This window comes from Phaeobacter sp. LSS9, from assembly GCF_003443595.1.
Classification (GTDB): domain Bacteria; phylum Pseudomonadota; class Alphaproteobacteria; order Rhodobacterales; family Rhodobacteraceae; genus Phaeobacter; species Phaeobacter piscinae.
Genome location: NZ_CP031956.1, coordinates 2,926,456 through 2,947,115 on the forward strand (window position 1 = coordinate 2,926,456; position 20,660 = coordinate 2,947,115).

General features: G+C 58.5%; 18 protein-coding genes. 11 read left to right on the plus strand and 7 right to left on the minus strand.

Going from position 1 to position 20,660, the window contains the following annotated elements; genetic code table 11:
- Positions 1 to 5 precede the first annotated feature (5 nt).
- From D1820_RS13990 to gmd, 6 genes are all read left to right on the plus strand, one after another.
- The gene (locus tag D1820_RS13990; RefSeq protein ID WP_118069474.1) at positions 6 to 1,088 is read left to right on the plus strand and encodes a hybrid-cluster NAD(P)-dependent oxidoreductase; all 1,083 of its coding nucleotides are present in this window, start codon (positions 6 to 8) and stop codon (positions 1,086 to 1,088) included.
- A gap of 271 nt (positions 1,089 to 1,359) precedes the next feature.
- Complete coding sequence (locus D1820_RS13995) at positions 1,360 to 2,310, plus strand: glycosyltransferase family 2 protein (RefSeq protein ID WP_118069475.1); 951 nt, start codon at positions 1,360 to 1,362, stop codon at positions 2,308 to 2,310.
- A gap of 53 nt (positions 2,311 to 2,363) precedes the next feature.
- Positions 2,364 to 3,110, plus strand: coding sequence for an NAD(P)-dependent oxidoreductase (locus tag D1820_RS14000; protein ID WP_254683318.1), 747 nt, complete (start codon positions 2,364 to 2,366; stop codon positions 3,108 to 3,110).
- Positions 3,091 to 3,879 carry a glycosyltransferase family 2 protein gene (locus D1820_RS14005; protein WP_254683319.1) on the plus strand — a complete coding sequence of 263 codons (789 nt, stop codon included), beginning with the start codon at positions 3,091 to 3,093 and terminating at the stop codon, positions 3,877 to 3,879. The genes D1820_RS14000 and D1820_RS14005 overlap by 20 nt, the downstream gene beginning before the upstream one ends.
- Positions 3,876 to 5,072 (plus strand): DegT/DnrJ/EryC1/StrS aminotransferase family protein, encoded by a 1,197-nt coding sequence (locus tag D1820_RS14010; RefSeq protein WP_118069477.1) that lies wholly within the window; start codon positions 3,876 to 3,878, stop codon positions 5,070 to 5,072. Before D1820_RS14005 ends, D1820_RS14010 begins: the two co-directional genes overlap by 4 nt.
- A 50-nt stretch (positions 5,073 to 5,122) precedes the next feature.
- Positions 5,123 to 6,241: a GDP-mannose 4,6-dehydratase gene (gmd, locus tag D1820_RS14015; protein ID WP_118070224.1), complete on the plus strand. Its 1,119-nt coding sequence runs from the start codon at positions 5,123 to 5,125 to the stop codon at positions 6,239 to 6,241.
- Positions 6,242 to 6,465: 224 nt separating this feature from the next.
- Here gmd and D1820_RS14020 read toward each other — a convergent pair whose 3' ends face one another.
- Positions 6,466 to 7,356, minus strand: coding sequence for a mechanosensitive ion channel family protein (locus D1820_RS14020; RefSeq protein WP_118069478.1), 891 nt, complete (start codon positions 7,354 to 7,356; stop codon positions 6,466 to 6,468).
- Between the two features lie 111 nt (positions 7,357 to 7,467).
- Between D1820_RS14020 and D1820_RS14025 the strand changes: the two genes are divergently transcribed.
- Both D1820_RS14025 and D1820_RS14030 read left to right on the plus strand, forming a co-directional pair.
- Positions 7,468 to 8,307: a formate/nitrite transporter family protein gene (locus D1820_RS14025; RefSeq protein WP_096870411.1), complete on the plus strand. Its 840-nt coding sequence runs from the start codon at positions 7,468 to 7,470 to the stop codon at positions 8,305 to 8,307.
- 117 nt (positions 8,308 to 8,424) lie between these two features.
- Positions 8,425 to 8,586: a DUF1328 domain-containing protein gene (locus tag D1820_RS14030; RefSeq protein ID WP_096870412.1), complete on the plus strand. Its 162-nt coding sequence runs from the start codon at positions 8,425 to 8,427 to the stop codon at positions 8,584 to 8,586.
- A gap of 107 nt (positions 8,587 to 8,693) precedes the next feature.
- Here D1820_RS14030 and D1820_RS14035 read toward each other — a convergent pair whose 3' ends face one another.
- Positions 8,694 to 10,022 carry an NAD(P)/FAD-dependent oxidoreductase gene (locus tag D1820_RS14035; protein WP_118069479.1) on the minus strand — a complete coding sequence of 443 codons (1,329 nt, stop codon included), beginning with the start codon at positions 10,020 to 10,022 and terminating at the stop codon, positions 8,694 to 8,696.
- A gap of 362 nt (positions 10,023 to 10,384) precedes the next feature.
- Between D1820_RS14035 and D1820_RS14040 the strand changes: the two genes are divergently transcribed.
- A complete protein-coding gene (locus D1820_RS14040) occupies positions 10,385 to 11,242 on the plus strand; it encodes a YihY/virulence factor BrkB family protein (RefSeq protein WP_254683320.1) in 858 nt (285 codons plus the stop codon).
- A gap of 23 nt (positions 11,243 to 11,265) precedes the next feature.
- Here the strand turns inward: D1820_RS14040 and D1820_RS14045 are convergent, their stop codons facing one another.
- Positions 11,266 to 12,537, minus strand: a complete 1,272-nt coding sequence (locus D1820_RS14045) for an MFS transporter (protein ID WP_118069481.1) — start codon at positions 12,535 to 12,537, stop codon at positions 11,266 to 11,268.
- Positions 12,538 to 12,626: 89 nt separating this feature from the next.
- Entirely contained in the window at positions 12,627 to 13,031 is a 405-nt protein-coding gene (locus D1820_RS14050) for a helix-turn-helix domain-containing protein (protein ID WP_118069482.1), read from the minus strand.
- Between the two features lie 79 nt (positions 13,032 to 13,110).
- On the opposite strand from D1820_RS14050, the gene D1820_RS14055 reads away from it, so the two are divergent.
- Complete coding sequence (locus D1820_RS14055; RefSeq protein WP_118069483.1) at positions 13,111 to 14,352, plus strand: MFS transporter; 1,242 nt, start codon at positions 13,111 to 13,113, stop codon at positions 14,350 to 14,352.
- Positions 14,353 to 14,810: 458 nt separating this feature from the next.
- Positions 14,811 to 15,524, plus strand: a complete 714-nt coding sequence (locus D1820_RS14060; RefSeq protein ID WP_096870418.1) for a serine protease — start codon at positions 14,811 to 14,813, stop codon at positions 15,522 to 15,524.
- Between the two features lie 233 nt (positions 15,525 to 15,757).
- On the opposite strand, the gene D1820_RS14065 is transcribed toward D1820_RS14060, so the two are convergent.
- From D1820_RS14065 to D1820_RS14075, 3 genes are read right to left on the minus strand one after another with little or no spacing between them, the layout of a single operon-like run.
- A complete protein-coding gene (locus tag D1820_RS14065) occupies positions 15,758 to 16,927 on the minus strand; it encodes an HlyD family type I secretion periplasmic adaptor subunit (RefSeq protein ID WP_040171470.1) in 1,170 nt (389 codons plus the stop codon).
- On the minus strand, positions 16,924 to 19,290 hold the full coding sequence (locus tag D1820_RS14070) for an ATP-binding cassette domain-containing protein (RefSeq protein ID WP_118069484.1): 2,367 nt from the start codon (positions 19,288 to 19,290) through the stop codon (positions 16,924 to 16,926). Before D1820_RS14070 ends, D1820_RS14065 begins: the two co-directional genes overlap by 4 nt.
- Positions 19,287 to 20,591: a TolC family protein gene (locus tag D1820_RS14075; RefSeq protein WP_040104192.1), complete on the minus strand. Its 1,305-nt coding sequence runs from the start codon at positions 20,589 to 20,591 to the stop codon at positions 19,287 to 19,289. Before D1820_RS14075 ends, D1820_RS14070 begins: the two co-directional genes overlap by 4 nt.
- Positions 20,592 to 20,660 lie beyond the last annotated feature (69 nt).

Consider the following 20,660-nt stretch of genomic DNA (forward strand, 5'->3'; position numbering starts at 1 on the left):
GACGAATGAGAGATCTAGACACAGCCTCTGCCGACGTCTGGCAGGATGCCGAAATGTTGGAATGCGTTTCGGTCGTGCCTGAAGTACCGAATACCGCCAGTTTTTCATTTCGCGCCCCGTCGGGAGCACAATTCAAGTATCATCCTGGTCAGTTCCTGACGCTTGAAATCCCTGCCCCCGGTCAACCGGGAGGCGTGGTGCATCGGACCTATACCATGTCATCTTCCCCGTCGCGGCCTCGGTCGATCACGATCACCGCTAAAGCACAACCCGATAGTATCGGTACGCGTTGGCTACTAGACAACCTGCAGCCCGGTATGCGGATTAAGGCTATAGGACCAGCGGGGGTTTTTACTAACGCGCATAGCTCTGCCCAAAAATACTTGTTTATTTCGGCAGGCTCGGGCGTCACGCCGATGATGTCGATGACAACATGTATGTGGGACGAAGGCCGCGATCTGGACATTGCCTTCATCAACTGTGCCAAACGTCCGTCTGAGATTATCTTTCGCCAACGGTTAGAGCAAATGGCCAGTCGCACCGATGGGTTGGATCTGAAGTTTGTTGTTGAAGAACCGGATCGGTACAGCCCATGGACTGGATATCAGGGGCAATTCAATCAGCTGATGCTCGGTTTGATCGCTCCTGATTATTTAGAGCGGGAGGTTTATTGCTGCGGTCCAGAGCCGTTCATGCAAGCCGTGCGTGATGCTTTGGCTGGTCTCGGCTTTGATATGGACAACTACCGACAAGAGAGCTTCGGTGCACCTGTCGAGACTGAGGCCGATCAGCCTGAACTGGATGACGTCATACTCAACGATGATGGCCGTGCGGAGATCTTGTTTACACATTCGAATGTGACCGCCAGGATCGCAGAGATCGACACGGTTCTAGCAGCTGCTCGGTCGGTTGGTTTGAACATCCCATCGGGTTGTACATTTGGTGTCTGCGGGACCTGCAAAGTCAAGAAAACCTCTGGTGAAGTCCACATGGTACACAACGGCGGTATATCAGATGGTGATATCGAGGCTGGCTACATACTGGCCTGCTGTTCAAACCCCATCGGGAAGGTCGAAGTCGACGTATAAGCACCCCACGACAAAATCGCAGCCGCAGGATCTGCAAAATCAGCTGAGGCTGCGATTCATAAACTATTTGTGGTGCTGTAGCCCAATGATATCGGGTTGCATGGGATAGGGCGTCTTTTGTGCGGCCCGTTTAACTAGATGGCAACCTGGCCCAGATTCTAGCGGGAATTGTCAGATCCAGAGTGACTTAACTCAAATTTATCCCTTCTGAGCGTATCTTCGCGAATGTACGCGCACAAAGCCGTGCGTATTTTGCTGGAGAACCGGTCACATGCAGTTTCGTTCGTTTAATGCTCCTGATTCAAATGCGCCCGATCGCCCGCTGGTGACGGTTTTCTGTGCTGTTTGGCATAAGCAGCCCAACAAACTGGAGTTGTTGCGCTCTCATTGGGAAAACCTGAAGGCGCAGTCGATTCCGGTTGAGCCTTGTTACATTTTCGACAACGGCGATGTTGCTCCGGATTGGCTGGAGGCCCCCTGGCACAGCTTTGACGCGCCTTTGACGATCTACGAAGCTTGGTCAGCAGCAACCGCATTGGCGCAAACTAACTACATCATGAACCTCAATATGGACGATCGCTTGGCCACCAATGCGGTTCAAGCGATGGTGGCGACAGCTGCGGCCACCAAGTCGGCATTGGTGGGTGGCGAATGGCTGGTAAGTTTTGATGAGAGCCATCTGGAACAGGACTTTGTGGTCGAGGACCTTTGGAAGACGAATTTCATCGCCGATTGGCCGCCGAAGGCGCAGGCTGACCTGAGGCTCGGCAGTGGCACAGGGGAGCGGGGGACCTATGGGCCGGCGACACTTTGGAATCTGAAACAGGTGGGGCAGTGGTATCCCAGTTATTTCGGCAACCAAATGCCGATCAAATCGATCGGAGACTCGATCTTTTGGCAAATGCTGGCCAACAAAAAATGCAAAATCACGCGCATTCCTATGATCGTCGGCCGGTATTATTCAGACGAGGACTCGCAAGCCGAATTTCGGCCTCATCAGGACAATGACCATCTGCGCGCTCATGGTGTAAGTCTGGTTTCCTTCGCCAATTTCATTCTTTCAAATGACTTCTCAAAATGGCCAGGCGCGAACCCTGAGCCCATTGTTCCGGACGGCGGACCGCGTAACAAGGTTGAACAGGCCAGTGATAAGCTGGCCGTCCAATTCCGCGCCATGGGGCTTGGGGCACAGCGCACGGCACAATCGGTTGTGGTGCCGTGACCATGTCGAGACGTATTTTCATAACCGGAAGCGGGGGTATCGTAGGACGCCATGTGCTGACGGCACTGAAGACGCTAGCACCTGATGCCGAGGTGTTGCGAAACACCGCCGATCTGACCAGTCCGCATGACGTTGCTCGGGCTATCGAGAGAGCTGGGCCGCTAGATCTGGTTATCCATCTTGCGGCAATGGTGCCTGTTCAGTCGGTTCGCGCAAATCCGGGCGCGGCCTTTGCCATCAATGCCGGTGGGACGATCAACCTTCTTACGGCGCTTGATAGCAGCGCAGCACGGATGCTTTTGTGTTCGTCCAGTCATGTCTACGCAAGCCAGGAGACTCCGCTTCGAGAGACCGACGCAACAGAGCCGGTGTCACTTTATGGTCAAACAAAACTAATGTCAGAGCAGGCTGCGCAGCAGATCTGTGCGGCTACCGGTCGATCGCTGTGCATCGCCCGACTGTTTTCAATCCACGATCCCGAGCAAACCGGAAGCTATCTGCGCCCAACACTTGAGAAGCGATTTGCTACTCATTCACCAGAGGCGCCGTTTGAACTGTATGGAGCTGGCAGTCGGCGCGATTTTCTTCCGGCGTCTGAGGCTGCGCGCCTGATCACTGAACTTGCGCTTTCTGAAGCAGAGGGCCCGGTCAATGTCGCGTCTGGTAACGCGATGACTGTGGCCGACTTTGCACAAGCAATCACTCCCTTTTCGCTGAATATACGGCCCGTGGGCCAAAACGACACGCTCGAGGCTGATGTGACGCGCCTGCGTGCGATCCTTGGAGAACGCCATGACTAAGACAATTTCCATCGTAATCCCGACGTTTAATCGTGCGGATATGTTGCCCAAAGCGATTGACTGCGCTCTTAGTCAAACGGTGCCTTGCGAGGTCATCGTGTCTGACCACGGGTCGACCGATCATACTGCACAGGTCGCTGCAGAATATGGTGACAGAATCACTTATATTCGCCGGGAGAAAGACTTTGGTCCGCATTTTTGCTGGCTGGAAGGCGTGCTGCATGCCTCCGGCGAATTTGTCCATCTGCAGTATGATGATGATTGGATTGCGCCGACTTTCATCGAAAAATGCGCGTCTGTCCTCAAGGATGATGTGGGGTTTGCCTTTAGCGGTGCGGAAGTCATCGACGACAAAACCGGCAAACAGATGATGGTGCAGTTTTTGGAATGGTTGCCGGAGACCGGTATCTTCGACAACCGGTTAGCGGAGGAGAACATTGTCGGCTCGCTCATCTCGCCGGGCGCCGCGCTGTTCCGGCGTCAAGTGCTGATTGATGCGCTTTATCAGGGGCGCCTGCCACTGCAGAGCAGTGAATACCATGGTGTGGGCCCGGACATCTTTGCCTCGCTGTTGTCCATGCTGCGCTATCCAAAGGTAGGGTTTGTTAAGGAACCTCTGGCAAGTTTCCGCGCTCATGATGGATCGATTACGATTGATGCGCTGAAGGACAAGGAGAAAGCCGCCAATATTGCCGCCGCCTACAATGAGGTGCGCCACTACTACGTCGAACTGAAGGCGATGCAAGCTGTGAGGGGGGCGCAGGCATGAAGAATTTCCAACCTCCCCGCCCGATCACACTTGCGCAGGACACGATCTCGCGGCGTGAACTGCAGCAGACGGCGGATTGGATGATGGCTGGTAACCGCCTGACAAAGGCCGAGGAAACCGTTGCATTTGAGGAAGAATTTGCGGCCTGGATGGGGTCCAAACATGCAGTATTCGTTAACTCCGGCTCTTCAGCAAACCTGTTGATGATATATGCTGCCCGTGAGGCAGGGCGGCTGCGGAACAATAAGGTGATTGCGCCTGCGGTTAGCTGGGTGACAACCGTGTCGCCGCTCATTCAGTTCGGGTTCGATGTCAGGCTTTGTGACTGTGATCCGGTAAACCTTGGCCTGGATCTGGAACACTTGGAAGAGCTCTGTAAGGATGAGGCCCCTGCGATGCTGATCCTTGTGCATGTGTTGGGTCATGCCAATCACATGAAAGCGATCCAAGATATCTGTGACCGTTACGATGTGCTGTTGCTGGAAGACAGCTGCGAAGCCCTTGGTTCGGTCAGCGGTGAGCGCAAACTCGGCTGCCATGGCGCTGCGGGCAGTTTTTCATTCTACTATGGCCACCATATCTCAACGATCGAGGGCGGGATGGTAGTCACCGACGACAGTGAGTTGCATCAGGTCATGTTGTCGCTTCGCTCTCACGGCTGGAGCCGAGATCTGAACCCAACGCTGCGAGACCAACTGCAGCAGGATCACAACATCGACGATTTTCGCAATCTCTATACCTTTTATTACGCCGGCTTTAATTTGCGTTCGACCGATCTGCAGGCGTTTATCGGACGGCAGCAGATTTTGAAGCTTGACGATATCTGCCGCGTGCGCGCGCGCAATTTCGACACCTATGCCGAGGAATTGCACGGGTTTTATTCTCAGGATAGCGAGACTGATCTGCTGTCCTCTTTTGCCTATGGCACACTGGTTGAAAATAGAATGGACGTGTTTGAGCATCTGAGAGAACAGCAGATCGAATGTCGGCCGCTCATCTGCGGCAACATCGCTCGCCATCCCTTTTGGATCCGCCACTATGGGCGTCAGGTTTTGCCAAATGCGGATCTGATCCATGACTACGGGATCTATTTGCCAAACCACCACAACCTGTCGACTGCGGATGTTCTCAGCGTGGCCAGTGCGTTCAAAGCGGTGGCACAGCCCAAAACCATGTGTGATCGTGCAGCCTGAGCTGCATCCGACGTCTGATTGCAAGAACTATGGATACAAAAATGCCAACTGTGAAAACAGCCCTCATCACCGGTGTAACGGGTCAGGATGGGTCCTACCTTGCGGAGTTTCTTCTGGAGAAGGGCTATGAGGTGCATGGGCTGAAGCGGCGGGCGTCGTCGTTCAACACCCAGCGGGTGGATCACATTTATCAGGATCCGCATGTGGATCATGCCCGGTTCAAACTGCATTACGGCGATCTGACCGACACGTCGAACCTGACCCGGCTGCTGAGCGAGATTGAGCCGGATGAGGTCTATAACCTCGGCGCGCAGTCCCATGTGGCGGTCAGTTTTGAGGCGCCGGAATATACCGCCGATGTGGATGGTATCGGCACTCTGCGCCTGCTGGAGGCGATCCGCTTTCTGGGGCTGGAGAAGAAAACCCGGTTTTATCAAGCCTCCACGTCTGAGCTCTATGGTCTGGTGCAGGAAACCCCGCAGCGCGAGACCACGCCGTTTTACCCGCGCTCGCCTTATGCGGTGGCCAAGCTGTATTCCTACTGGATCACGGTCAATTACCGCGAGGCCTACGGCATCTATGCCTGCAACGGCATCCTGTTCAACCACGAGAGCCCGCGCCGGGGCGAGACCTTCGTGACCCGCAAGATCACCCGCGGTCTGGCCAATATCGCCCAAGGTCTGGAAGAGTGTCTGTATATGGGCAATATCGACGCGTTGCGCGACTGGGGCCATGCCAAAGATTACGTGCGCATGCAGTGGATGATGCTGCAGCAGGAGGCGCCTGAGGATTTTGTCATTGCCACCGGCAAGCAATATTCGGTGCGCCAGTTCATCACCTGGTCGGCGCAGGAACTGGGGCTGACGCTGGCGTTTTCGGGCGCAGGTGTCGAGGAAATTGCCACGGTGACCGCGATTGCGGGCGATATGGCCCCGGCGCTGAAAGTGGGCGATGTGGTGCTGCGCATTGATCCGCGCTATTTCCGCCCCGCTGAGGTGGAGACGCTGCTGGGTGATCCGTCAAAGGCGAAGGAGCAACTGGGCTGGGAGCCGGAAATCACCACCCAAGAGATGTGCGCCGAAATGGTGCGCGAAGACCTCAAGACCGCCCGCCGCCACGCCCTGCTGAAAGACCACGGCATGGACCTGCCGGTCAGCACAGAGGGCTGAGAGCATGGGCACCAGCGCTGTGAAAATCTATGTGGCCGGCCATTGCCCCAGAAACGAGACAGCGGTCGGCATGGGGTCATGAATTACGATCCCAACTGTTTCGATATATGAATGAGTGATAGTCCCATTACCTTGTCGCTATGCCAAAGCAATCCGGGGCGTGGATGGCATTAGAAACCGTCGCTTGCGGGCACCAGGGGCGGGTAAAACTTGTCGATGCGCTGTTATTCTTGGCCATCATGCTGGCTGTCAATTTGGACTGGGACGGGCTCGTTTACAGTCAAAGTTCGATAGGGAAACGGGATTTCAATCCCGGCATCGTCCAAGGCGCTTTTCACCGCCGCCACGACCTGATCCCGACTGGCGCGGATATCCAAAGGTTCGGACCCGGTCCACCAGGTGATTTCGAAGTCGACGGAGGAGGCGCCAAAGGTTTTTGCAAAAACCTGAACATCGCGGACATCGTCGCGCACCATGTCCACATTTCGCACTGCTTCGGAGATTACGCTGCGCGCGGCGTCAACGTTTTCTCCATACGCGATGCCGCAGATCAATGTGGCTCTGCGCAGTTCTTTGTTGGTGCGCACGGTCACCGCGTTGTGAAAGAGCTGTGCGTTGGGGACAACAACCAGTTGGCCGTCAGTCTGACGAATGTGGGTGTCACGCACGGTGATCGCCTCGATCTTCCCTTCGGCCCCCTCACATTCGATGAAATCACCAATCTGAAACGGCTCGCGTAACAGCAACAGGATACCGGCCAGAAAGTTCTCGAAGGTATCCTTGAACGCAAAGCCGATGGCGACAGACCCGAGACCAAGCGTGGTGAGCGCCTTGCCGGGGGTTACAGTCGGAAAGACCACCGTCACGGCAATCAGGCTGCCGATCAGCCACAGCACCACGCTGGCCAAAAGCTGTAGCACATCGCAGAGATTGCGGCGCAGCTTCAGCCGATGACTGATGCGTCTGATAACAGTCTTGGCCAGCCAGACCAGAAGGGCTGTCAGAAGCAGGATGGCCAGTGCAACGCCGACGCGCGGCGCCGCTATGACAGCACTCGTCACCCAGCCGCTCATCTGCTCCATTAGTGTCAGGCTGAGGTCTTCGGTCACGGGCATCCCCTTTTCGTACGGCTGGTCTCTCAACGCGGATGCGCGAAAAAGGTTCCGTCGGACGGAACATCTAGGGGCGCCGGAGCGTTGTGTAATATTGAAAAACAGGAGCTGCATATGACCGAGGCCAGAACCCCCGGCGAGGATCTCATTCAGGAAGAATGCGAGAATGAGGCGGTCGAGGAGGCGACAGGTCTGTCTCCCAGGTTGATCTTTGAAACCATACGTCGCAATGGCGAAGAGGAGCTGGAACGCCCGGTCCGGGCGCTTTGGTGGTCGGGGATTGCCGCGGGGCTGCTGATTAGTTTTTCGGTGCTGGGCAAGGCGGTGTTCAAGACACATCTGCCCGAGGCCAGTTGGTCCCCCCTGGTTGAAAACCTCGGCTATTCTTTGGGGTTCTTGATGGTGATCCTGGGGCGTATGCAGCTTTTCACCGAGAATACCATCACCACCGTGGTGCCTGTCATGCTGCGCGGGGACAAGGCGAGTTTTCTGCGCACGGCGCGGCTTTGGGCGGTGGTCCTGGCGGCGAATGTCGTCGGTGCCTTCCTGATCGCGTCGTTTTTTGCGCTGACACCGGTTTTGGATGCCGACCTGCGCGCGGCCATGGTGAAAATCAGTGAACACGCAACCGGTATGCCGCCCCTTATCGGCATGATCAGTGGCATTCCATCGGGGATTTTGATCGCTGCAATTGTCTGGATGCTGCCGTCCGCACAGCACAGCGAAATCCCTCTGATTGTCATTTTTACATGGTTGATCGCGGCCGGCGATTTCACCCATATTGTTGCTGGATCAGTTGAAATGGCGTTTTTGATGGTGCAGGGATTGTTGCCTTTGGGGCAAGCGATCTTTGGGTTCTTTATCCCGGTGCTGGTTGGCAATGTCATTGGCGGCACTGCGGTCTTCACCGTGCTGACCTATGCGCAGATCAAACCTGAGATCCCTGAGAAATAGGCCAGGGCCTCAGAGCGAATCCGGACCGGACGTCTCTGCGGCGCGGTCCGGGTGGGAACTTTCCTTTATGAAAAGCGTTTTCTCAACAGATCGATAACGACAGAGTGAGGAAGAGCGATGATAAACTGGCCATTGATTTTCTCTCTGGTTGCTGCGGCCTCGGCGGTGCTGGCATTTGGTGGCGTTGCGACCGGGCTGGCCGTGGTTGCCAATGTGGTCTTTTTGATTTCGATGTTTCTACTTGGACTGGCACTGATCGACAGGACACTCTGCAACTGATCCTGCAACAGTCAGAACATAACGCAAAGAGACCGGGCCGACTGGCTCGGTTTGCCGCAAAAAAGACGCGACCCCAAGGGAGCGCGTCTTTTGTCTTTTAGGCACTCTCAAGGGCCGACAGTCTCTTCCCCGAAACTCGGATGGATGCCAGTGACAGCAGCCAGATCCTCAGCGGTTGCCCCACTTGCCAGGAGAGCGGCAAAGGGGGCGATCATCTCAGGTGCTGCGTGGTTGACCAAGGCGACACCGCTCAGGCAACCGTCACGGACCGCGCGTGCGAAGAAAGAATTCGCTGCGGTGCCGTCGTCCAATACATCGCTGGCTAAATCGGCAATGACCTCGCCGTCATCCTGCCTCTCTGACATGGAGCCGACCTGGGCCACGGGCGGGATCGTGTAGGCCGACTGCGGAACAAGATCCAGATTGATCTGATCGGCGCCCGCCCCAAAATGCTGCGCGGCGAAACACGCGCCATCGCGCGTCGCCACCGGTGTTAGCGGCAGACGGTCTGCGACGTCGCCAATCGCATAAATACCAGGGATCGAGGTCTGGAAACGCTCATCAATGGCCAAAGCCCCGGTTTTCGCATGAGCGATGCCCTGAAGGCCCGGCCCCAAGTTGTCCGTATTGGGCACCCGCCCGACCGCTGCAATGACGCGATCAGCATATTGGATGCTGCCGTCATCAAAGCTGACCTTAAACATGGTTCCGTTGAAATCGACCTGAACAGGCTTGCAGCCAAATCCGATGGTCACGCCCTGTTTTTCGAGGCCAGCCTGCACGCAGTCAACAGCGGGGGCGTGAAACTGTTTCAACAGCCGGTCGCCGTCGGTCATAAGCTGAACTTCACTACCAAGGGCCGCAAAAATGCTGGCGAACTCGCAGCCGATATAGCCGCCGCCGACAATAAGCAGCCGACCGGGCAGATCGGTCCAGTGGAAGACATCATCGCTTGTCGCGGCCAGATCCCCTCCTGGAATGTCCAGCGCGCGCGGGCGAGCACCGGTGGCAAGCAATAGCTTGCCCGGCTGAAAGACATCGCCGCCGGCGTGCACCTGGCCAGCCTCGCCAATCTCGGCGGTTGCCCGCAGCAGGCGAACGCCGACTTGTTGCAGCTCGTCTTCGAAGTGGCGATTGAGCCGGTCGATTTTTGCGTCCGACCGGCGGCGTAGGGCGGCAAAGTCAAGGGGCGGCCTGTCGATCAGGCCGACCTTGGCCATCTCTTTTAGGCTCTGCTGTTGCGCAGCGGCGCTCCACATCAGCTTTTTTGGCGTGCAGCCCCGATTGACGCAGGTTCCACCCAGTTCTGCCCGCTCGATCATGACGACAGATGCGCCCAATCGTGCGGCGGCCTTTGCTGCGGCCAGCCCCCCGGAGCCACCGCCGATCACCACAAGATCATGGGACGCTGCGGGAGGGTGGGTCAAATGGCTCATGGTTATCTCCGATCAGACTGAGTCAGGACACCAACCCGCAACCACCCGGTAAGTTCCAAGAAACAAAAAGCGCCTTTGTTGCGTTGGTCTGTCAACCCAGGAGAGACAATATGCCAAGCCAGCCAGACAATCGAAGGGATGCGCCCAGAGAGGCAGCTTTCACCGTAGGCCATACCGAGGACGGAACTCCGGTTACAGATGATTTTGCGCAAACTACACCTCAGGGTCGGGATGCACTGCGGCCGGACAGCGCAGCGGACAAGCGTTCCCTTGCCACCAACCAACGGCGACCCTCCGGTGCTACGGGCTGGCTAGAAAGGCTTCCGTCGTCCGTGAAGCTGCTTTGGTGTGCATGGACTCGCATGGGCAACGCTCATGGCGGGTTGTTGGCGGCGGGCGTGGCCTTTTACGGGCTTCTATCGGTATTTCCTGGGATCACGGCGTCGGTTGCACTGTTTGGGTTGTTTGCGGATCCGACATTGATCACCGAGCAATCTAGCTGGCTGACCCGCCTATTGCCGTCTTCGGCGGCGGAGTTGGTGAACCAGCAGTTGGTGCAGGTTGCCGGGGCGCGGCCTGATACGCTCGGTTGGGCCGCTGCCGCTTCTGCGGCGCTGGCATTGTGGTCGGCGTCGCGCAGCACCGATAGTGTGATCCAAGGGTTGAACGTCATTTTTGGCACGAAGGAACAGCGCAGTTTTATCGTGTTGAAGGCGGTGATTGTCACCATCACATTTGCCGCAATCTGTGGTGCGCTTCTGCTCTTATTGATCGTTGCGGCAATTCCGGCAGCGGTTGCCCTCTTTGGCGACTCCGCCCTGTTGTCTGAGGTAACTCAGCTGCTGCGTTGGCCATTGATGTTTGTGGTTGGGATCGCCGGAATTTCGCTGCTTTATCGGTTTGGCCCGGATCGGTCAGGTGAGGGCTGGCAGCTGTTCACACCTGGCGCAATTCTCAGCTGCACGCTCTGGGTGGTCGGAAGCATTGGTTTCAGCCTCTATGTGCAGGCGTTTGGCAGCTACAACGAAACGTTCGGCGCGCTGTCGGGGGTGATCCTGCTCCTCACATGGATGTGGCTCTCTGCCTTTGTCATCCTGTTCGGCGCAGGGCTGGACGCTGAAAGACGGGCAAATACTGAATCTGATTGTGCCCCACTCGCCGCAGAGGACGAAGGCGGCGCAGTGCGGCGTGACGACCAGTCGTCGTCCTTTGCAGCCTGAGCTGCGCGGGCGAGGTGCGGCGGTCAGTCATCGGCGCCTGCCTGAACCTCGCTCAACCGCGTGCCAAGAGCCGCGCCAAGCCCGCTGAGCATTGCGAGGATAGCCAGAACAGGGGCGGCCCCAACCGCATCGGCCAGCAGCCCAAAGCCACCACCCAGCAGCAGGAGCACCCCAATCATCGTGTTGGACAGCGCCGTGTAAACTGATGTGTGCCCATGGGTGTCCATGTCCGTCAGATGGATCTTGCGCCCGGCCCGCGCGCCTTGATAGGCGACCTGCGCCACAAAGACAAAACCAGCAACCACGATACCTGCTGGCGCTCCGGCGGCCCAGCCAACAGCGGCGGCCATAGCCAGCGTTACGGCGCTCAATGCACCTGAGATCATCAAGGTCTGGCGGCTGGAGCGATCCGACAGCTTCCCCCAGATATATGACGACACAATCGCGGCAATCGATGACGCCAGAACCAAGAGGCCAAGGTTGCCAAATCCGCCCTCTGCATCTCGGCCACCAAGCATTACCAGAAACGGTGGCGCTAGGGCGGTTGAGATCAGCAGTGCTCTTGTGCCGATATAGCGGCGCAGTTCCTGGTCTTCCTTGAGGGGACGCAGCAGCTGGTTCGGGGCAAAACCTTCAGCCTCCTGGGGGGCGGCCTCGGGCTCATCCAGTCGCGCAAAAATGGCTGCCGAGCCAAGCCAGAACACCCCTGCCAAGGCAACCACCAGCGAGATTGCGACAGTCGTGCGTGGCAGAATGCCGGTGCTGAGAAGAACGGCAAAGAGAAACACGCCACTGGCCGCGAGCGTCCCCGCCGTGCCAGAGACCGAGCCGCGTTTACCTTTGTCCACGGTGCGGGCCAGAATATCCTTGTAACTGGCAGAGCAGGCCGACCGCGCCACCGCGAGCAGCGCCAGACAAATCAAGATAACCCAGCCCGCCCAGAACCCCGGCAGCAGCATGGCCGCTGCTGCCATGCCGAGTGCTGCCAGCCCTTGTAGCGCCGAGCCTGCAGCCCAATAGTATTTGCGCCGGCGACTTTGTTCGATGCGCTGCGCAAGCGCCAGCTGCGGCAGCAGTGAGCCGGATTCACGCACCGGAACCAGCACGCCAATCAGGTAGCCCGGTGCTCCGATGGCGTTAAGCAGCCAAGCCAGCACCAGCTTAGGGTCAATCAACCCGTCGGCCAGCTTGGTTGCAGTCAGTGCGGTAACATGGGTGGCGACCCGGTCGGCTGCCTGCTGATCTGGAGCCTTCGCATCTGTGATCAGCTTGTAAATCGAATGTGCCACACCCATGATGTCTTTGCCTCGCAGCTAGAACCCTTGCTCCCTGCGATATGGATCAGAGCCTGCATAAGTCTATGCATAGCGCGACATATGAGGTGTCATCCGGTGGCACGGGCGCGGTTTGCAACCTTCAGCAGGCGCTGAAATGTTGGACATTCCATATGCGATGGGGCAGGGCAGTCGGCGACATGGCGGATGGCGTCCCGCAGGGTCGTCAAGTTGCGGATCTGCTGATCCAGTTGATCCGCGCGCTGATGCAGATCTGCGCGGGGCAGGTCCGGTTGACCGTCGGACCCAAACATTCCGGAAATTTCCGCCAGCGTGAAATCGGCAGCCTTGCCAAGTGCGATAAGCGAGAGCTGCAAGAGCGTCTCCGGTCCGAACTGCCGCCGCAATCCCTTGCGGCTCAGCGAGGTGATCAGGCCGAGTTCCTCATAATATCTGAGCGTGGCGGGTGTGACACCACAGCGGGCAGCAACCTCTCCGATATCATATAGGCACATCGATTTCCCCTCTTGACCTAAAGTGGACTTGAAGTTGCATGGTGCTTGAGAACGCTGATTTTCACAACAGGAGTTTTGCATGTCCGGGCAGATAGTTTCAGGATCCGACGCCATCTGGAAGGATCCGCGCGCCATAGCCTTGTTACTGGCGGCAACCTTGACGATCATGGCAAATGCCACCATCAGCCCGGCGCTGCCTGGCATCGAGGCAGAATTCGTCGGAAGCCCGAATGCGGCTTTGCTGACGCGGTTCCTGGTGCCCGCACCGTCGCTGTCAGTGTTGATTTGCGCGCCGGTTGCAGGGTGGCTTGCAGATCGATACGGGCGGCGCTGGATGCTGCTGCTGGGCGTGGTGCTCTTTGCGGTCAGCGGTGCGGCGGGCCTGATCTTGCCCGACCTGCCATCCATCATGATCAGCAGGCTGCTGCTGGGGGTGGCGGTCGCTATGATCATGACAGCACAAACCGCGCTGATCGGCGATTATTTCGTCGGTGACGCGCGGCGCAATATGATGGGGTTGCAGACCTCGTCGCGCAACTTTGGTGGGTTGCTGTTCATCACCTCTGCCGGCTGGCTGGCACTGATATCTCCGCGGCTGCCGTTTGCGATCTATGGTGCTGCGATCATCCTGGTGCCCCTGGTCTGGCGACACGTGACAGAGCCGGATCCTCTGCGCCAGAACAAACATGCCGCCGGGCCTGAGGGTGGTGCAGGTCACGCAAGATGGCGGATATTGCTCTCTGGGCTGGCGCTGCTGCAGATGATCACCAGTCTGGTTTTCTTTATGATGCCAACCCAATTGCCGTTTTTCCTTGCTGCACAAGGCGAGGGTCATGCGGCAAAGACCGGGTTGATGCTGGGCATTCTGACGCTGTCTGGAGGCATGATGGGATTCTTCTACCTCCGCATCAACCGGGTTCTTCGCGAGGCCGGTTCTTATGCGCTGGGATACACCCTGATGGCGGGCGGGTTCCTGCTGCTGACGATTGGCGGTGATCTGTGGCACAGCCTTGCGATGGGTGCGATTGGTGGCGGATTGGCAACCGTGATGCCAAATTTCATTGCTCTGGCGCTGGCCTTATCACCGGCCAACCGGCGCGGCATCGTTGCAGGGGCGTTGATGGCTTCGGTGTTTCTGGGGCAGGTCCTGTCCCCGGCTGTGAGCATTCCGGGAATCGCCAAACTTGGGTTTCTCGGGATGTTTCGTGCGGCGGCTGTGCTGTTGGCCTGTCTGGCACTTGGCGCTGCGATGTGGGCCCTGATTCCCCGGCTCAATATGATTCTTAGTCAGCCGTTCAGGGGGCTACGCCGCTCCAGATAGGTCAAATTGGCAGCATCACACCACCGCGCGTTAAGATATTGCAGAGAAAACCTAACAGAGGGTTAAGGCCCAGTTTTGATTTTTTGAAAGTTAATCCGGCTGTCTGCCGCCGGCACCTGTCGCCCAGGAGAGCCGCACCCGCGGCATTGTGGCGACCTTGCCGCCGGAGGGCCGCAATGCTGCAGGGGTGGGCCAGGCATGGGCGGGGCGTGCGCGGAGGGTCGGCGTCATTTGCCAAGCGATTACAGTCACTTATTAAAAAGTTAATAAAATCACTGAGAAATTGTGTGCGCTCTGCGGTTTTTTTGCGATGATGGGGCATCAAAACCCTGGGGGGGGTACTGATTTGTTAATAGAGACTTATTTCGCGCATGGTTTCGACCATGTTCGGCAGGTTCGCGCCTCATTCCGGTCGCAGCCTTACACCAAGGTGTGAGCGTGGGAATTTGGAGAGGGCGATGAAACGCATTTTTGCTGCTTTTGCGGCATGCCTCCTGTTTGGCGTGCCTTACAGTGCTGCTGCGGACGATCCGCAGTCCAGTATCACCTCTGTCGTTGGATGGGAGGCCGTGGGTCGGCTGAACATTTCGGGGCGGAACATGTGTACCGGGGCACTGGTTGCCCCTGATCTGGTCGTGACAGCCGCGCATTGTGTCTATGATCCGACCACCGGCCGTCAGGTCGATCCGACCAGCATCCGCTTTGAGGCGGGGCTAAACGGACGGCGGGCAAAGGCGGCGCGGTCGATCACAAAAACGGTCGTACATCCCAGCTATCAATACGAACAGCCGGGCGATTCACAACTTGGCAATGATATCGCGATCCTGCGTCTGGACCGCCCCATCAGTCGCAAGATGATCCAGCCTTTTGAATTGGCGAACCGCCCGGCGCGCGGCGCATCGGTTGAGGTCCTGTCCTATTCGATGGCGCAGCAGAACCGCCCCAATCTGGAGCAGAATTGCCATGTTCTGGCGCGACAGGCGCAAGTCGTGGTGATGACCTGCCGGGTCGATTTCGGAGCTTCCGGAGCGCCAGTGTTTGATGTGGCGCCGGGCCGGATGCCGCGATTGGTTTCAGTTATTTCGGCCAAGGCGGCGGTGGGCAATCGCCGGGTTTCCATCGGAACCTCATTTGACCGCACAGTGATTGCGATGATGCGCTCTGCCAGCTGATGTGAGGATCTGACGGGGTAAACCGGCATGGAGACCGGGTCGAGCAGCCCCCGTTGGCCCATTTGAACAGGCGCATTTCAGAGGTTATTCCGGCAGCATCTGCCTGACAGCAGAATTTTTTGAACTGCCCTCCCCGACCGACGCAGCCTCAGACCGATCTCAGCGCAGCAATGATGCGTTGCGATGTCGCCTGATCCCGATTGGATCGCGGCGGGCGCGTTGGGACGTGCCCCCTAAGGTTCGCGCAGCGCCTCGCGGGATTTATACAGCGGCTTTAGCATGTAGTTGAGGATCGTCTTGCTACCGGTCTGCAATTCCGCCGTGGCGCGCATACCTGGACGGATTTCAATCGCCTGCTGGCGTTCGGTAAACTCCGACCGGTCCACTTTCACCGTAACACGATAGTAGGGTTCGGCACGCGGATTGCGTTCGTCCTCGAATGTATCAGCGGAAACAAAATCCACCTTGCCACGCAGCGAGCCATAGATGGTGTAGTCATAGGCCGAGAGTTTGATCGTGGCATCCTGCCCGGGTTGCACGCTGGCGATATTCTCGGGCTTCACCCGCGCTTCGACAAACATCTCCTCACCCAGCGGGATGATTTCGACAATCTCCTCGCCCGGGCGGATCACGCCACCGATGGTGGTGACGGCCAGGCTGTTGACAATCCCTGCCATGGGGGAGGTGATCACGGTCCGGTTCAACTGATCCTGCGCCAGCCGCAGTTCCTGCCGGTAGGAGGTCAGCTCACGTAGCGTCTTGGAGTAGTCCTCCGCCAGCTCAAGCTCTGACTGGGTGCCGATTTCATTGTATTTCGCCTGCGCATCACTAACCGATTTTTGCGCGCGGTTGACCTCGATCAGCGCAACGATCTCTTTTTTATAGAGGCGCTGCATGTTGGCCAATTCATCTTTCAGCTGATCAAGGATTTCGCGGGCACTGGCGCGACGGCTGGTAAAATCGGTCTGACGGGCATTCAGAAGCGCGCGTTCAGACGTGTAAATTCCGGGAGAGCGATCCGCCAATTCCTCCGGCACCTTGAAGTCGAAGGCACCTTCCAGTTCGGCCTCAAGCCGGTACTGTTTGATTTCCAGCGCGTCGATCCGGTCCTGCAGATCATCTGCTGCGGCGCGGAATTTGGTGTCTTGCAGCCGGGCAAGGATCTGTCCGGCCTTCACCGCATCGCCCTGATGGACGTGCAGTTCGGCCAGAATGCCGCCCTCAAGGTTCTGCACGATCTGGGAGCGCGAGGAGGATACAACTTCGCCATCCGCGCGCACGATTTCATCAACCCAGGCAAAGCTGGCCCAGAGCAGAAACACCACCAGCGCGCCTGCGACCAGATAGATGATACGGCTGGCCCCGCGCGAGGTTTCGCGAAGATCGTAGCCGGTTGAGGTCATTTGGTTTCCCCTGCCGCGAGATGGGCCAGAACTTGGTCACGCGGGCCATCGACCACCATCCGGCCCGATTGCAGGATCAGCGTCCGGTTGGTCAGCGACAGGATCGGCATCCGGTGCGTCGCAATGACGGTCGTGCGGCCTTCAAGCCAGGTTTCCAGGCGGCTGACCAGGGTGCGTTCCAACGTCTGATCCAGCGCCGCCGTGGGCTCATCCAGCAGCACGATTGACGGGTTCTGCAACCACAGGCGCGCCCAGCCGATGGATTGGCGTTGCCCGATGGAAAGACCGCCGCCCCCGTCGAAGATTTCCAGATCGAGGCCCTTGTGGTGGTTGCGCACATGCGCGCCAAGGCCAGCAAAATCCAGCGCTGTCATCAACCGGTCGTCGTCGCGCTCCAGCTGGTTCAGGTTCAGGTTCTCGCGCAGGGTGCCGGCAAACAGGCGGACATCCTGGCTGAGATAGCCGATGTGGCGGCGCAGGTCGCGTGGGTCGATCTGGGTCATATCGGTGCCGTCGATCATTACCCGGCCGCGGTCCGGCGCATAAAGCCCCGACATCAGTTTGAGCAGCGTGGATTTGCCCGAGCCGTTGACGCCCAGCACGGCAACCCGCTGGCCGGGTGTCACCGCGACACCCGGCACATCCAGCGTCGGTGCGCCGTCTTCGTCATAGCGGAACATCACTTCGCGCAGTTCAAACCGCCCTTGCAGGCTGTCGCGGCGCAGATAGGACCGTTCGTCTTCTTTTTCCTGAGCAGAATTGGCGATGGCATCCAGCCCCTCCAGCGCGCCTTTCACATTGCTCCAACGGGCAAGTGTCGCGGCGAACTGGGTAAGAGGTGCCAGCGTTCGGCTGGTCAGAATGCCGGTCGCAATGATGGTCCCGACGGTGAATTCACCGGCAAACACCATCAACGTACCAACCACGACCGACCCGATGTAGGTCGCCTGCTGCACACCCTGCGACCAATGGGTCAGGGCGCTGGACAGGCGGCGTTGTTCGGTTGCGGCATGGGTAGACAGGGTGTTCAACTCGTCCCAAAGGCGCAGCACACGGTCCTCGCCGCGTTGGCTCTTGAGGGTGTCGAGCTCATTCACCACCTCATGCAGCAGGCGACCAGCCTTGGCATTGGCCCCTTGGGTCTGGCGTGTCAGAGCAATCATGCGCTTCTGCATGAAATAAGCGGGGAGCAGCATCAGGATGCCGCCGGCGATGATGATCCAGACAATCGGTCCGGCAATTGATGCGACCAGCAGCAGGAACACGGCGATGAAGGGGATGTCAGCCAGTGTCGAAATCGTTGTCGAGGTGAAGAACTCGCGCACCGATCCAAAGTCACGCATCGCGGCAAACAAGCCCGATGGGGGCAGCGGTTTCTTGTCCGACCGCATCCCGATCAGGCGGCGCATCAGGTTGTTCTGAACCGAGAGCTCAATCTGGCGTCCGGCGGCATCGGTCAGCCGGGCACGCGCCAGTTTCAGCAGCGCCTCCAGCATGATGGCGAGGAAAGCACCAACCGCCAGCACCCAAAGCGTCGCGTGGGACTGGTGCGGCACGACGCGGTCATAGACCTGCAGGGAGAAGAGCGCGACCGAGACTGCCAGAATATTGGCAACCAGCGAGCCAAGCATGATTTCACCCACCTGACGGCGGTATTTGGGGAATTCCCCCCAAAACCAATGGTCACTTTCCAGCTGCGGCGTATGACGCGCGGCGATCTGTTTCAGCGAATTGCGCGCACCCAGCGTGGTGCCGGTAAAATAGGGGCCGAACTCGCCCACCGGAACATCGGCGCGATTGTCCGTGCAGGTGGTGTCATAGACGCTGAGCATGTCGCGGCTTTGCGACAGCACCAGCACACATTGGCCGTTGTTCATCATTGCCAGCGCGGGCCAGCTCTCGGCGGTGAGAGGCACCTGATGATTGATCTGGGCCTGCATGCCGGTGGTTTGTAGCGCACGCGCAAGCGAGTCCACAGAGACATCGCCGGGATCGTTGCGCCACATGTGTTCAGCAACGTCACTGAGGGCGACATTGGTCCCTTTGAGGGCGGCAAAGGTCGCGATTAATGCGGCGCGGTGCTGAATGCGGGCTGTCGCATCCTCAATCAGCGCGCTGACCTCACCTATGTCACCGTCTTCCAGCAGGCCAGTTAGATCCACCTCAGCCATCGGCGGGGCTGCGGGGCCGGGTGTGGGCGTAGGTGCAGCCGAAGCTGGTGCCAGATGTGGTGCGGTTTGGGTCTCTACAGCACGGAGTACAGGTTTACTGCCGCTGCCGCGTGCAGCATCATCCGGCGCGCGGGGGGCTGGGGGGACGGTCCGCAGTACGGTGTCATCTGTCGGGCGATTAGAGTTACTCAAATCCGGTCCCCATCGGCCAAAAGCCCCATATCGCTTGCCAGTGCCAGCTGGATCAGAACGACTTCGTATTTTGCATCGATATGGGCGTGTTCGCGGCGTACCACTTCTTCGTAGATGGACACCACATCCATGACCGAGCGTTGCCCGGCCTTAAACTGTGCCTGAAACAGGCGATAGGTCTCTCGGCTGGTCTGTGCCAGTGTTGCGGCTTCTGCCTCTTGCCTGCGATAGGAGGCAAGGCGCTGCATCTGTCGGCTGTAGTCGCGGCGCGCGTCTTCTTCGACCTCGGAGACCTGACGTTTGGCAATTTCCTTGGAGGCTTCAATCGCCTTCAGCGCAGCCGGGGTACCAAGACCAAAGGGCTGCGCCAGATCCAGTGTCAGACCCGCGCCGGATCCATCACTGGTGACATTGCCCGCTGCAGAGACCTGCGGCAGCAGACCGGCGCGTTCCATCTTGGCCTGTTCCACACTGCGGGTGGCCTCGGCTTCCGCCTTGAGGACAGTCAAATAGGTTCCGGCTTCCGGTGGGGAGGCCAGTTGCAGGTGGCTCGGGGTCTCGGCAAAGCTTTGACCGGTGATCGCTTTCAACTCGGCGGTGGCCGTCGAGGTTGCGTCCTTTGCCGTCGCCACAGCAGAGCGCATGCCGTTGATTTTGCTCTGCACCACATTGAGATCGGCGCGATCCGAGACGCCGCCTTCAACGCGGCCCAACACGATACGCTCGAATTCATACATCCGTGACAGGGCGCGGGTGCCGACGGCGGCTTTCTCGGAGCCGCGCAGCCCGGACACATATAGGCTGAGCGCGGTTTCGACGCGCTCATTCATATCAATCGACAGGTTGACGGCGGCGACCTCGACGTCGGCGGCGGCAAAGGCGCGCTCTGCCTTGCGGCGGCCGTTGTCGAACAGCACCTGTTCAATCAGGATACCCGCCACCAGGTCGCCGAGATCTGTGAGACTGACAGAAGGCCCCAGCGTGGGTAGCCAGTTCTTCGACTTGGCTTCGGCGCGCAGTTTGGCACTGGTCAGCTCCGCCTCTGCGGCACGGGCAGAGGCGGAGATCGTAGACTGGGCCACGACGTCATAGACGCTGCCGTCTTCCAGCAGTGACTGACGCTGCATCAGCGTGGAGATCACGGCTGAAGGGTTCTTGGCATCCGGCTGGGCAAAGCTGCTGGCGCGACGGCTGACATCGGTATCGGCGCCTTCGCCGGGCTTGGCAAAGGGGAGGGACTGCATGCAGGCCGACAGGCAGCACAACAGTGCCACCGCGCCAATGGGTCGTCCCAATTGCATTCTGCCCCCTCGCATCGCCTGTGTCCTTACCCTTGTGTCCGGGTATTCGTGTCGGGGGCCAATGGCCAG